At 73.2% G+C, this 13,195-nt stretch carries 11 protein-coding genes and 1 tRNA gene; 5 read left to right on the forward strand and 7 right to left on the reverse strand.

Features of this window, described 5'->3' with window-relative positions; genetic code table 11:
• Nucleotides 1–4 precede the first annotated feature (4 nt).
• Both ACIQPQ_RS17640 and ACIQPQ_RS17645 read right to left on the reverse strand, forming a co-directional pair.
• Nucleotides 5–1,402 (reverse strand): GntP family permease, encoded by a 1,398-nt coding sequence (locus tag ACIQPQ_RS17640; RefSeq protein ID WP_401304828.1) that lies wholly within the window; start codon nucleotides 1,400–1,402, stop codon nucleotides 5–7.
• A gap of 128 nt (nucleotides 1,403–1,530) precedes the next feature.
• The gene (locus tag ACIQPQ_RS17645) at nucleotides 1,531–2,064 is read right to left on the reverse strand and encodes a gluconokinase (RefSeq protein WP_401304830.1); all 534 of its coding nucleotides are present in this window, start codon (nucleotides 2,062–2,064) and stop codon (nucleotides 1,531–1,533) included.
• A gap of 130 nt (nucleotides 2,065–2,194) precedes the next feature.
• Between ACIQPQ_RS17645 and ACIQPQ_RS17650 the strand changes: the two genes are divergently transcribed.
• The gene (locus ACIQPQ_RS17650) at nucleotides 2,195–2,896 is read left to right on the forward strand and encodes a FadR/GntR family transcriptional regulator (RefSeq protein WP_401304832.1); all 702 of its coding nucleotides are present in this window, start codon (nucleotides 2,195–2,197) and stop codon (nucleotides 2,894–2,896) included.
• Nucleotides 2,897–2,909: 13 nt separating this feature from the next.
• Here ACIQPQ_RS17650 and ACIQPQ_RS17655 read toward each other — a convergent pair whose 3' ends face one another.
• The 4 genes from ACIQPQ_RS17655 to ACIQPQ_RS17670 all read right to left on the reverse strand — a co-directional run bounded on the left by ACIQPQ_RS17655 (nucleotide 2,910) and on the right by ACIQPQ_RS17670 (nucleotide 9,001).
• A complete protein-coding gene (locus ACIQPQ_RS17655; protein WP_401304834.1) occupies nucleotides 2,910–3,284 on the reverse strand; it encodes a YchJ family protein in 375 nt (124 codons plus the stop codon).
• 88 nt (nucleotides 3,285–3,372) lie between these two features.
• Entirely contained in the window at nucleotides 3,373–4,716 is a 1,344-nt protein-coding gene (locus ACIQPQ_RS17660; protein ID WP_383779607.1) for a M1 family metallopeptidase, read from the reverse strand.
• A 74-nt stretch (nucleotides 4,717–4,790) separates the two neighbouring features.
• A complete protein-coding gene (locus tag ACIQPQ_RS17665; RefSeq protein WP_401304835.1) occupies nucleotides 4,791–8,645 on the reverse strand; it encodes a Pls/PosA family non-ribosomal peptide synthetase in 3,855 nt (1,284 codons plus the stop codon).
• A gap of 271 nt (nucleotides 8,646–8,916) precedes the next feature.
• Nucleotides 8,917–9,001, reverse strand: a tRNA-Leu gene (locus ACIQPQ_RS17670).
• Between the two features lie 263 nt (nucleotides 9,002–9,264).
• On the opposite strand from ACIQPQ_RS17670, the gene ACIQPQ_RS17675 reads away from it, so the two are divergent.
• The 3 genes from ACIQPQ_RS17675 to ACIQPQ_RS17685 all read left to right on the forward strand — a co-directional run bounded on the left by ACIQPQ_RS17675 (nucleotide 9,265) and on the right by ACIQPQ_RS17685 (nucleotide 12,061).
• Entirely contained in the window at nucleotides 9,265–10,593 is a 1,329-nt protein-coding gene (locus tag ACIQPQ_RS17675; RefSeq protein WP_401304837.1) for a M20/M25/M40 family metallo-hydrolase, read from the forward strand.
• Between the two features lie 187 nt (nucleotides 10,594–10,780).
• Nucleotides 10,781–11,014 carry a chaplin ChpH gene (chpH, locus tag ACIQPQ_RS17680; RefSeq protein ID WP_383779589.1) on the forward strand — a complete coding sequence of 78 codons (234 nt, stop codon included), beginning with the start codon at nucleotides 10,781–10,783 and terminating at the stop codon, nucleotides 11,012–11,014.
• A gap of 204 nt (nucleotides 11,015–11,218) precedes the next feature.
• A complete protein-coding gene (locus tag ACIQPQ_RS17685) occupies nucleotides 11,219–12,061 on the forward strand; it encodes a chaplin (RefSeq protein ID WP_401304839.1) in 843 nt (280 codons plus the stop codon).
• Nucleotides 12,062–12,165: 104 nt separating this feature from the next.
• Here the strand turns inward: ACIQPQ_RS17685 and ACIQPQ_RS17690 are convergent, their stop codons facing one another.
• Entirely contained in the window at nucleotides 12,166–12,354 is a 189-nt protein-coding gene (locus ACIQPQ_RS17690) for a DUF5703 family protein (protein ID WP_383782190.1), read from the reverse strand.
• Nucleotides 12,355–12,401: 47 nt separating this feature from the next.
• Between ACIQPQ_RS17690 and ACIQPQ_RS17695 the strand changes: the two genes are divergently transcribed.
• Nucleotides 12,402–13,157, forward strand: coding sequence for a hypothetical protein (locus ACIQPQ_RS17695; RefSeq protein WP_401304841.1), 756 nt, complete (start codon nucleotides 12,402–12,404; stop codon nucleotides 13,155–13,157).
• The last annotated feature ends 38 nt before the right edge of the window (nucleotides 13,158–13,195 follow it).

A 13,195-nucleotide genomic window follows, 5' to 3' on the forward strand; every position in this document is an offset into this window, starting at 1 on the left:
GTCGCTAGATGACGAGGGACAACAACAGCACCAGTCCGCCCGCGACCACCGAGATCAGGGTCTCCATCACGGACCAGGTCTTGAGGGTCTGGCCGACGGTCAGTCCGAAGTACTCCTTCACCAGCCAGAACCCGGCGTCGTTGACGTGGCTGAAGAAGAGGGAGCCCGCGCCGATGGCGAGGACGAGCAGGGCCGCGTGCGCGGTCGACATGTCGGCCGCGAGCGGGGCGACCAGCCCGGCCGCCGACACGGTCGCCACCGTGGCCGAGCCGGTCGCCAGCCGGATCACCACCGCGATCAGCCAGCCCAGCAGCAGTGCCGGGATCGACCAGTCCTCGGATATGTCCAGGACCATCTGCCCGACACCGGAGTCGATGAGGGTCTGCTTGAAGCCGCCGCCCGCGCCGACGATGAGCAGGACGCCCGCGATGGGCGCGAGGCTCTGCTCGACGAGCCGCGAGAGCCGCTCACGGGAGAAACCGGCGGGCATGCCCAGCGTGAACATGCCGACCAGGACGGCGGCGAGCAGGGCGATCAGCGGCGAGCCGACGACGTCGAACACGCGCTGCACGCCGTGCTCGGGGTCGTCCACCACGATGTCGACGAGCGCCTTGGCGAGCATCAGCACGACCGGCAGCAGGATGGTCGCCAGCGTGGCGCCGAAGCCGGGCCGCTTCTCCAGGTCCTCGGAGGGCCGCTGCGGGATCATCCGGTCCGGGGCGGGCACGTCCACCCAGCGGGCGGCGTACCGGGAGAACACCGGCCCGGCGATGATCACCGTCGGGATGGCGACGAGCACGCCCAGCGCGAGCGTCACACCCAGGTTGGCGCCGATGGCGTCGATCGCGACCAGCGGACCGGGGTGCGGCGGGACGAGGCCGTGCATCACGGAGAGACCGGCCAGCGCCGGGATGCCGATCCGCATCAGCGAGTAGTTGCCGCGCTTGGCGACCATGAGGACGACCGGGATCAGCAGGACGACGCCGACCTCGAAGAAGAGGGGCAGGCCGATCACCGAGGCGATCAGCACCATGGCCCAGGGCATCGACCGGCCGCTCGCCCTGGCGAGGATCGTGTCGACGATCTGGTCGGCGCCGCCCGAGTCGGCGAGCAGCTTGCCGAGGATCGCGCCGAGCGCGATCAGCACACCGACACCGGCCACGGTGGAGCCGAGCCCGGTCGTGAAGCTGACGATGGCCTTGTCCAGCGGCGCCCCGGCGAACGCGCCGAGGGCGAGCGTGCCGATGGTCAGGGCCAGGAAGGCGTGGACCTTGAACTTGGTGATGAGCAGGACGATGACGGCGATGCCCGCCAGGACGGCGATGCCGAGCTGCGCGTGGCCGGCCGAGGTGATCGGCTCGACGCTGTCCGCTGCCAGCATCTCGACGCTGAGTCTGGTCACGGGGGTCCCTTGGGAGACGGGGGAATGACGGGGAACGGGGAGCGTGGGGGAGGAGGTGCTGCGGTACTGCGGATACGGCGGTACTACGGGTCCTACGGGTGGTGCGGGCCCAACTGGTGGTGCGGGTACTACGGGTGCCGCGCGGGGGGCTGTGGGTCCGCCGGTCCTTCCAGAGCCGCCGCGGCCCGCGCGACGATCTCCTCGGGGCCGCCGGTGACGTCGACCGCGACGCCCGCCTCGTCCGGGCCCAGGGGCTGGAGCGCGGCGAACTGGGAGTCGAGCAGCGCGGCCGGCATGAAGTGCCCCTGCCGGTGCGCCATACGGTCCTCGATGAGCGCCCGGTCGCCCGAGAGGTGCAGGAAGACGACGCCGGGGGCGGCGGCGCGGAGCCGGTCACGGTACGACCGCTTCAGCGCCGAGCAGCTGACCACCCCGCCGAGCCCGTCCCGCGTGTGCGCCCAGGAGCCGATGGCGTCCAGCCAGGGCCACCGGTCGCCGTCGTCCAGCGGGGTGCCGGCCGACATCTTGGCGATGTTGGCCCGCGGGTGGAAGTCGTCGCCCTCGGCGTACGGGACGCCCAGCCGGGCCGCGAGCAGCGGACCGATGGTCGTCTTGCCCGTACCGGCGACGCCCATCACCACGACGACGTGAGGGGTGTGCATCTCTGCCTCGCTGTCTTCCTCGACACCTGATGTCGACCACACTGAAACGCATTAGGTACGACGAATTCAAGAGTCTGTGACGTATAAGTCTGACTTTTTAGCTCCGTGACGCACCCCGTACGCTGAGTGCATGACCACTCCGGGCCGGGGTCTGCACGGCCATGTACTCGACTCCCTCGGCCCCGCCATCACAGCGGGCGCATACCCCCCGGGCAGCGTTCTGCGCACGGACGAACTGGCCCAGCGCTTCGACGTCTCCCGCTCGGTGATGCGGGAGGCGGTCCGCGTCCTCGAATCGATGCACCTGGTGGAGTCCCGGCGGCGCGTCGGCGTCACCGTGCGGCCCAGGGCGGAGTGGAACGTCTACGACCCGCAGGTGATCCGCTGGCGGCTCGCGGGCGCCGACCGCCCGCACCAGTTGCGCTCGCTCACCGTGCTGCGGTCGGCGGTCGAACCGGCCGCGGCGGCCCTGGCGGCCCGCAACGCCACGGCGGAGCAGTGCGCGGAACTCACCGAGTGCGCGCTCGGGATGGTGGCCACCTCACGCGGGCGGCAACTGGAGAACTACCTCTTCCACGACGTGGCCTTCCACCGGGTGATCCTCACGGCGTCCGGCAACGAGATGTTCGCCCGCCTCGGGGACGTCGTCGCCGAGGTCCTCACCGGCCGCACCCAGCACGAGGTGATGTACCCCGACCCCGACCCGGCCGCCGTCACCCTGCACGTCCAGGTCGCGGAGGCGGTCCGGGAGGGCGACGCGGACCGCGCGGAGAGACTGACCCGGGAGATCACCGTGGGCGCCCTCCAGGAACTGGACATCCTGGCCCCCTGAGGGGCCGCCCCGGCTACGCGGGAAACTCCCCGTCCACGTACACCCAGGCCCCGTCGACCCGCTCGAAGGTGCTGCGCTCGCGCAGCGCCCCGCCCCGGTAGGACGCCCGGAACTCCACCGCCCCGGTGGTGTGGAACGCCGACCCGCCGACGGTGTCCAGGATCTCCAGCCCCGTCCAGCGCGTCCCCGGACCGAGGTCGAGCGTCGCGGGCCGGGTCCGCGGATGCCAGGTCCGCAGCAGATACGCCGTGTCCCCCCGCACGAAGGCGCTGTACCGCGACCGCATCAACGCCTCGGCGGTCGGCGCACCGCCGGGACCGGCGTGATACCGCCCGCAACAGGCGTCGTAGGAACCGGGCAGACCACAGGGGCAGGAACGGGAGGCCATACCCCCCATTCAACCGGACCCCGCCGCCCGCTCCGGCCCGCCCCCGGCGCAGCGCACCCGGTGGGGCGGCCCCGGTGGGGCGGCCCGTTCAGCTCGCCGCCCGTGTCTCCGCCCGCGGCAGCGGCGGCAGGGCCGTCCCGTACAGCCAGGCGTCGAAGAGGTCGTCGAGGGGCTCGTCGGCGAAGCGGGCCGCGTGGGAGGTGAAGGCGGACGTGGTGACCGCGCCGCCCCGGTGCAGGCCCAGCCAGGCGCGCAGCATCCGGAAGAACGCGTCGTCGCCCAGCGCGCAGCGCAGCGCGTGCACGGTCAGGCCGCCGCGCTCGTAGAGCCGGTCGTCGAACATCGACTTGCGGCCGGGGTCCGCCAGTCGCAGGTCCTGCGGCAGCGTCGACAGCAACCGGTGCGCGGCGGCGGCGAGTTGCTGCGCGGACCGGCCGCCGGAGCGCTCCGACCACAGCCACTCCGCGTACTTGGCGAAGCCCTCGTTGAGCCAGATGTGCCGCCAGTCCGCGATGGAGACGCTGTTGCCGAACCACTGGTGGGCCAGCTCGTGCGCCACCAGCCGCTCCGAACCCCGCGCCCCGTCCACGTGGTTGGCGCCGAACAGCGACAACCCCTGCGCCTCGACGGGGACATCGAGTTCCTCCTCGGTCACCACCACCGCGTACTCGTCGAACGGGTAGGGGCCGAAGAGCTGTTGGAAGAGATGCATCATGCCGGGCTGCCGGGCGAAGTCCCGCGAGAACTCCGGCAGCAGCTGCGCCGGGATGTGCCCGTGCTGCGGCACCCCGCCGAGCCCGGGGTCGCCCAGCAGCACCGTCTGGTACTTCCCGATCGCGAGGCCCACCAGATAGCTCGACGTCGGCGCGGACTGCTCGTACACCCAGGTCGTCGTGGACGCCTTCGTCGTCCGGGTCAGCAGCCGCCCGCCCGCCACCACGGCGTACGCGGACGGGATGGTCACCGAGATCTGGTACGACGCCTTGTCGGCGGGCCGGTCGTTGCACGGGTACCAGGACGGCGCCCCGACCGGCTGGCTCGCCACCAGCGCCCCGTCGGCCAGCTCCTCCCAGCCGATCCCGCCCCACGGGCTGCTCACCGGCCCCGGATTCCCCGCCCACTGCACCTCGACCGTGAACGCGGCCCCCGCCCGCAGCGGCTTCGCGGGCCGCACCCGCAGCCGCCCGCCCCGGTGCGTGTAGTGGACGGGGCGGCCGTCGACCCGGACCCGGCCGATCTTGAAGTCGGCCAGGTTGAGCTGGAACTCGGGAAGCGCCGAGCGGCCCGCTATCGCGTTGATCCGGGCCGCCCCGGAGAGCCGGTTCGGCGCGGGCCGGTAGTCCAGCGTCAGCTCGTAGCGATGCACCCGGTACCGGGCGTCGCCGTTGGCCGGGAAGTACGGGTCCGACCCCACCGCCTGCTGAACTGCCACTGCCGCGTCCGCTCCCTGCGCCGTGCCGCCACTCCCCGCCGGTGTGCCGCCGTCCGGTTCCGAGTGACCGGCGCTCAGGGGCGCCATGCCTCGATCGGGTTGCCGAGCCAGCGGGTGTCGTCCGGAACGGACTCCGCGGCCATCACGAGCGACGCGGGACCCAGAGTCGTCCGGGCCCCGACCGTGCTGCCGGGCAGCACGATCCCGCCAGGGCCCAGCGTGGCACCCTCACGGAGGACCACAGTATCCGTCCGCAAGATCCGGTCGTGGAAGAGGTGAGTCTGGAGCACGCAGCCCCGGTTCACCGTCGCCGCGTCCTCCAGGGTGACCAGGTCGGTCTCCGGCAGCCAGTAGCTCTCCACCCACACGCCCCGGCCGACCTTCGCGCCCAGCCCGCGCAGCCACGCCGTCATCACCGGCGTACCCGGCACGGCGCCCGCCAGCCACGGCACGGCCACCACCTCGACGAAGGTGTCCGCCAGCTCGTTGCGCCACACGAAACCGCTCCACAGCGGGTGCTCCCCGCTGCGGTGCCGCCCCACCAGCAGCCACTTCGCGACGATCGACAGCAGCGCCGCCGCCCCGCCCGCGCCCAGCAGCACCAGCCCCGACAGCGGCGCCGCCCACGGGCCGAGCGCGCACAGCGCGGCCACCGTCAGCACCACCAGACCGGCCGAGCAGAACACCGGCACCAGCCGGCACAGCTCCACCAGCCCGCGCGCCCACAGCAGCCGGGCCGGCGGGTCGTAGGTGCGGCTCTGGTCGCCCGCGCCGGCCGCGCGCGGCAGCCGGACCGGCGGCAGCCCCAGGTAGGAGCTGCCCTTCTTCGCCTTCTTCGGCGTCGCCGACAGCACGCCGACCAGCCCGCCGTCCGGCACCGACCGGCCCGGCGCGGTCATCCCCGAGTTCCCGAGGAACGCCCGCCGCCCGATCTCGGCCCGCCCGATCCGCATCCAGCCGCCGCCCAGCTCGTACGGCGCGGTCAGCGTGTCGTCGGCGAGGAACGCGCCCTCGCCGACCGTCGTCAGGCTCGGCAGCGCCAGCACCGTCGACACCTCCGCGCCCCGCCCGATCCGCATCCCCAGCAGCCGCAGCCACACCGGCGTGACCAGCCCGGCGTACAGCGGGAACAGCGTCTCGCGGGAGCGGTCCATCAGCTGGGTGACCGTCCAGGCCTGCCAGCCGATCCGCCCGTGCGTCGGATGCGTCCCCTCCCGCAGCCCCAGGCTCAGCAGCCGCACCCCGACGAGGATCAGCAGCGCGTACGCCAGCCCGTAGGCCAGCGTCGCCGGGACCAGGGCGATCGCCGCGCCCCGCAGCGGGGCCTCCGGCGTGACCAGCGCGTACGCCACCAGCAGCGCGGCGCCCGCCGCCAGCACCGGCAGCAGGGTCAGACCGAGGCCCGTCACCCCGTACAGCACCCGCCAGGCCCGGCCGCGCGGCGGGCGGTCCTTGGGCCAGTTCCGCTTCGCCTTGCCGAGCTTCACCGCGGGCGCGCCCGCCCAGCGCTGCCCCGTGGGGACCTGCCCGGTGACGGCCGAGCCCGGCGCGACCTCGGCCCGCTTGCCGACGCGGGCCCCGGGGAAGAGGATGCTGCGCGTGCCGACGACGGCGTGCGCGCCGACCCGGACCGCGCCGATCTCCAGCCGGTCGCCGTCCAGCCACCAGCCCGACAGATCCACCTCGGACTCCACCGCCGCGCCCCGGCCCATCCGGAGCATCCCGGTGACCGGCGGCAGCGCGTGCAGGTCGACGTCCGGCGCGATCCGGGCGCCCAGGGCGCGCGCGTACCGCTCCAGCCACGACCCGGTCAGCGAGGTCGCCCCCGAGAACTCGGCCAGCCGCTCCGCCGTCCACAACCGCAGATGCACGCTCCCGCCGCGCGGATGACGGCCCGCCTTCACCCCGCGCAGCAGCAGCCGCGCCCCGCCCGCGCCGAGCGCGATCCGGCCGGGCGGGCTGAAGAACACCAGCGCCCCGGCCGCCAGCAGCCACCAGGGCGCGGTCGGCAGCCAGCCGTGCGCGGGCAGCACGTTGCCCGCGGCGGCCAGCAGCAGCGTCCAGCGCACGCCGAGCAGCGTGAACAGCGGCACCAGCACCAGCAGCTGCACGAGCTGCGCCCGCCGGGGGACCGGGGCGATCACGCGCCGCGCGCCGTCGTCCTGCGCGGACTCCTCCAGGTACCGGGCGAGCTTGCGCAGCACCGGCTGCTGGTAGATGTCGAGCACGGCGACGCTCGGGTAGCGGGTCCGCAGCCGGGTGGTGAGCTGCGCGGCGGCCAGACTGCCGCCGCCGATCGCGAAGAAGTCGTCGCGCGCCCCGCCCACGGGCACCCCGAGGACCGCCGCCCACTGCTCGGCCAGCCACGCCTCGGTCCCGTAGAGCTGCTCGGCGGGCCCGGCGGGCTCAAGATCCTTCAGCGGCCACGGCAGGGCGTTGCGGTCGACCTTGCCCGACGTCCGCGTCGGCAGGTCGTCCACCGGGGCCAGCAGCGGCACCAGCGCGGCGGGCAGCTCGGCCCGCAGCCGCTCCACGGCCGCCGCCCGGTCCCAGCCGTCCTGGGTGACGACATAGCCGACGAGGAGCTGGTTGCCGCTGCGCGCGGTCCGTACGGCCGCCGCGGCACCGGCGACCCCCGGCAGCGCCTGGAGCGCCGCGTCCACCTCGCCCAGCTCGATGCGCCGCCCGCCGAGCTTGATCTGCTCGTCGGCCCGCCCGAGGAAGACCAGCCCCTCGGGGTCCGCCTTCACCAGGTCACCGCTGCGGTACGCCCGCTCCCAGCCCAGCGACTCCAGCGGCGCGTACTTCTCGGCGTCCTTCTCCGCGTCGAGATAGCGGGCCAGGCCGACGCCGCCGATGACGAGCTGCCCGGTGGCGCCCATCGGCACCGGCTCCCCGGCCTCGTCCACGACGGCCAGCTCCCAGCCCCGCAGCGGCAGCCCGATCCGGATCGGTTCCGCGCCCGTCATCAGGGCCGCGCACGCCACGACGGTCGCCTCGGTCGGCCCGTACGTGTTCCAGACCTCCCGCCCCTCGGTCACCAGCCGCTGCGCCAGCTCGGGCGGACACGCCTCCCCGCCGAAGATCAGCAGGCGTACGTCGTTGAGGGTCTCGGACTCCCACAGGGCCGCGAGCGTCGGCACCGTCGACACGACGGTGATCTCCTGCTCGACCAGCCAGGGCCCGAGGTCGGCGCCGCTCCTGACCTGGGAGCGCGGCACCGGCACCAGGCAGGCGCCGTACCGCCAGGCCAGCCACATCTCCTCGCAGGACGCGTCGAAGGCGACCGACAGGCCCGCCATGACCCGGTCGCCGGGCCCGATCGGCTCCTCGGTGAGGAAGAGTGCGGCCTCGGCGTCCACGAACGCGGCGGCGCTGCGGTGGCTGACGGCGACCCCCTTGGGCTTCCCCGTCGAGCCGGAGGTGAAGATGATCCACGCGTCGTGCTCGGCGCCGGGCCGGGCGGCGGGCGCCTCGGAACGGCCGTGCACGGTCAGCTCGTGGCCCGCGCCGACGACGGCCCGCACCCCGGCCTCCCCGAACACCAGCTCGGCCCGTTCGTCGGGGTCCTCGGCGTCGACGGGCACATAGGCGGCCCCGGCGGCGAGGACGGCCAGGATCGCCACATACAGGTCGTTGGTCCCGGACGGCACCCGCACCCCGACCCGGTCGCCCAGGCCGACCCCGGCCCGGGCGAGCCGCCGCCGCAGCCGGTCCACCTCGACGGCGAGCGCCCGGTAGGTCAGCGCGGTCGTCCCGTCGTCGAGCGCGGGCTCGTCGGGGAAGGAGCGCACGGAGGCGTCCAGGATGTCGATCAGGGTCCGGGGGGAGGCCGCGGGACCGCCGGAGAAGCGGGCGGTGTCGCCGAGCTGTTCGCGGATCTCTTCGTCGAGCAGGCCGAGAGCGCTGCTCTCGTCTATGGCTGCCATCAGGTCCTCGCGTCTCGTTCCCGGAACCTCCGGGGCGCTGGCGGGCCCGCAGGTCTGCCTGGGGTTGTCCGGCGCCAGCTCCGTAACAAGCCGGAAATTTTAGTACGAAGCTAGGCCGGGCCCCCGGTGACGACCACCGGGGTCAGCCGTTCGAGTGCCGGTCGCACCCTCCCGCACCGCGCTGACCTGGTGATCTTCCGGACCGGGAGAGATGCCCCACACAACGGGCGAGGGCCGCGACCTGATGGTCGCGGCCCTCGCCGTCGAAGAGTGTCCGAGGGGGGACTTGAACCCCCACGCCCGATAAAGGGCACTAGCACCTCAAGCTAGCGCGTCTGCCATTCCGCCACCCGGACAAGGTGTCTGTCGCGCCGGGTTTCCCCCGCGGCGACGAAGTAAACGTTACCAGGCTTTGCGGGGTGCCCGATCACCGGTGGTGGCCGCGCACCCCGGCCCGCGCCCCGCGCCCGCGCCCCCGCCCCGCGGGACCGCCCCCGCTCCCGATCGCCTCCGGCGTGAACGGCGTGTGACGGGCCGGGACCGGCCTTGGGCGGGGGGCGCGGGAGAGAGAGGATGAAAGGACTGAGAACCACCAGCAGTGACAGCGGGAGGAACCAGCGTGAGCGCGACGGACGACACGACCCGGGGCGTCAGCGGCGAGGACGAGGTCGTGGACCTCTGCCGCGACCTGATCCGGATCGACACCAGCAACTACGGCGACCACTCGGGTCCGGGGGAGCGCGCGGCGGCCGAGTACGTCGCGGAGAAGCTCGCCGAGGTGGGCCTCGAACCGAAGATCTTCGAGTCGCACCCCGGACGGGCCTCCACCGTGGCCCGCATCGAGGGCGAGGACCCCTCGCGGCCCGCGCTGCTCATCCACGGCCACACCGACGTGGTCCCCGCCAACGCGGCCGACTGGACCTACGACCCCTTCTCCGGCGAGATCGCCGACGGCTGCGTGTGGGGCCGGGGCGCGGTCGACATGAAGGACATGGACGCCATGACCCTCGCCGTCGTCCGTGACCGGCTGCGCTCCGGGCGCCGCCCCCCGCGCGACATCGTCCTCGCCTTCCTCGCCGACGAGGAGGCCGGCGGCACCTACGGCGCCCGCCACCTCGTCGACCACCACCCCGACCTGTTCGAGGGCGTCACCGAGGCGATCAGCGAGGTCGGCGGCTTCTCCTTCACGGTCAGCGAGCAGCGGCGGCTCTACCTGATCCAGACGGCCGAGAAGGGCATGCACTGGATGAAGCTGACCGTCGCCGGCACCGCCGGGCACGGCTCGATGATCCACCGGGACAACGCGATCACCGAGCTGTCCGAGGCCGTCGCCCGCCTCGGCCGCCACACCTTCCCCGTCCGCGTCACCAAGACCACCCGCGCCTTCCTGGACGAGCTGGGCGACGCCCTCGGCCTGGAACTGGACGCCGACGACATGCAGTCCACGCTCGCCCGGCTCGGCGGCATCGCCAAGCTGATCGGCGCCACCCTGAGCAACACCGCCAACCCGACCCAGCTCGGCGCGGGCTACAAGGTCAACGTCATCCCCGGCGAGGCCACCGCGCACGTCGACGGCCGCTTCCTGCCCGGTCACGAGGAGGAGTTCCTCGCCGACCTCGACCGCATCCTCGGCCCGAAGGTGCGCCGCGAGGACGTCCACGCAGACAAGGCCGTGGAGACCTCCTTCGACGGGCCCCTCGTCGAGGCCATGCAGTCCGCGCTGGTCGCCGAGGACCCGACCGCCAAGGCCATCCCGTACATGCTCTCCGGCGGCACCGACGCCAAGTCCTTCGACGACCTCGGCATCCGCGGCTTCGGCTTCGCCCCGCTGAAGCTGCCCCCGGAGCTGGACTTCGCGGGCATGTTCCACGGCGTCGACGAGCGGGTCCCGGTGGACGGCCTGAAGTTCGGCGTCCGGGTGCTCGACCGCTTCATCGACGCCTCCTGACCCGACGCCCATGTGCCGGGGCGTGCCGGGGTGTGCCGCGCCCCGTCAACCTGGCGTGTACGGCCGCCTGTACGGAACGGACTGAGAAGAGTGAATGCGCCGATAAGCACGTAGCCCCATTACTTCCCCCTCGTTACTGGTGATGCGATCCGCTGCTCTGGGGTCGCTTTGCCAACGAGGAGGAATAATGATCAAGAAGGTCGTCGCCGCTGCGGCTGCCACCGGCGGTCTGGTGCTCATGAGCGCGGGCATGGCCGTCGCCGATTCCGGTGCCCAGGGTGCCGCCGTGGGTTCCCCCGGCGTCCTCTCCGGCAACGTGATCCAGGTGCCCGTTCACATCCCGGTGAACGTCTGCGGCAACACGATCTCGGTGATCGGTCTGCTGAACCCCGCCTTCGGCAACGCCTGCGTCAACGGCTGACGTCGACCCACCGAGGGGTCGTCCACACCGTCGGTCCCGGAGCGCGCGCCATGCGCTCCGGGGCCGACGGCCCTTTTCCCGTCACTTCGCGCGAAAGCCGAAGGAAAAGCCGAAGAAGTCTCGGAACCCGAAAAGCCCGATACGCGCCGCGCGGCTGGAAAGATGCGGGCGATTCGGGACGCGATCGAAAGCAGGGATTCAGCAATGCGACAGGTCACCCGCAAAGGCCTCATGACGGTGGCGGCGGCGACGGGGGTGATCGCCGCCGCCGGTGGATACGCCCACGCCGACACCGGCGCGCAGGGCTCCGCCGCCGGTTCCCCCGGCGTCCTGTCCGGCAACAACGTCCAGGCCCCGGTGAACGTCCCGGTCAACGTCTGCGGCAACACCGTGGACGTCGTCGGCGTCCTCAACCCGGCGATGGGCAACTCCTGCGCCAACCAGAGCACCGGCAAGACCGGGGGGAAGACCGGCGGCAAGCACGCCGGGGGCGGAGGCAACCAGGGCGGCGGCCACGGCGGCGGCCGGGGGAGCGGCAGCCACGCGGGCGGGCAGCACGGCGGCTCGCACAACGGCTCGGGCACGCACAGCGGCTCCGGCGCGCACGGTGGCGCGGGCGGCGCGCAGGCGGGCGGCCACACCGCCGGTTCCCCCGGCGTCCTGTCCGGCAACAACGTCCAGGCCCCGGTCAGCGTCCCGGTGAACGTCTGCGGCAACACGGTCGACGTCGTCGGCCTGCTCAACCCCGCCTACGGCAACGACTGCGCCAACGGCGAGAGCCCCACCCCGCCCGGTGAGGAGGAGCCGCCCGGCACCCAGCCCCCCGGCAAGCCGACCGGCCCCGGCAAGCCCAGCTCCTCCGAGCCCGAGACCACCCCGGTCAGGCCCGGCCACGTGACCCCGGCCGTCTCGGCCCAGCGGCCCGCGCACTCCGCGCAGCTCGCCGAGACCGGCAACGGCGTCCCGCTCGGCCTGGTCCTCCCGGCGGGCGCGGGCGCGCTGCTCGCGGGTGCCGTCCTCTACCGCAAGGCGCGCGCCTCGGTCTGACCGGCCGCGGCACCTCTGCCGCCCGGTACCGCGCGACGGAGCGGGCCCCGCCTCGGCGGGGCCCGCTCCGTCGTCGTCGGGGTCACCTCACGTCGTGGAACCGCTCACCACGTGGCCCGCGCCTGACGGATGATCCGCCGCCGCAGCCGCACTCTGCGGCTGCCGTCGCGCATCAGGCTCAGACGGTGCAACTCCCAGTTCCCGTACTCGGCATGGTCGGTCAGCAGACGGGTCGATTCCTTGCGGGAAACCCCGCGTGGCACGTACACGTCGACAAATTCGTATTCCGGCATCGCATCTATTGTGCGGGCTGGGGCCCGGTACGGATAGCGTCTGCACTATGTCTGATGCTGCGCAGCCCACCGCTGCCGAGGTACGCGCCGCCGCCGAGGCGGTCAAGACCGCGCTCGACCGTCACCTGGCGGCGGTCGAACGCAGGACGGGCGAGGACGACCCGTCCGTCTACGAGGCGTTCAACGAGCTGGCCGCGGCCGCCGAGGTCTACGACGAGCTGCTCTACGACCGGTACGACGAGGTCACCCCCTTCGAGATCCCGGGCGCGGACGACTCCCTGCCCCCCTACGCGGGCCCGGAGGAGCCGAACGCCCTCAGCGTGCTGATCCGCCGCGACTACGCGGTGGTGGAGCCGCAGCGGCTGCTGGCCCAGGCGCAGCGGGTGGAGGCGGCCGAGGCCGAGGACGGCACGGACGCGGAGTCCTCCGGCACGGTGCACGGGGCGCTGGGGCTGCTGTTCGGCGAGTTCGAGCCGGACGAGATCGCCTCGCGGCACAAGGAGTTCGGCCTGGAGGAGGGCGACTCCACGCTGTGGGTGCTGGCCGCGGACGAACCGGCCGAGCCGGGGGAGTGGCTGGAGACCCCCTTCGAGCAGCTCGACCCGCAGCGGGTGGTGTGCCGCTTCGATGTCAGCTCGGTCTTCGACGACGACGTCGATCTTCATGACGAGGACGACGAGGACGACGGGGCCGAAGAGGACGACGGCGACGACAGCGAGGCCGAGGACTTCGACGACACGGACGACACGGACGAGGATCTGGAGCCGTTGGACGACGGGCGCGCGGGGCGCGTGGTCGGCTAGGGCCGGTCGGCGGCGTACGGCGTTGGCAAAGGCGTACG

It is taken from the genome of Streptomyces sp. NPDC091281, from assembly GCF_044757425.1.
Taxonomy (GTDB): Bacteria; Actinomycetota; Actinomycetes; order Streptomycetales; family Streptomycetaceae; genus Streptomyces.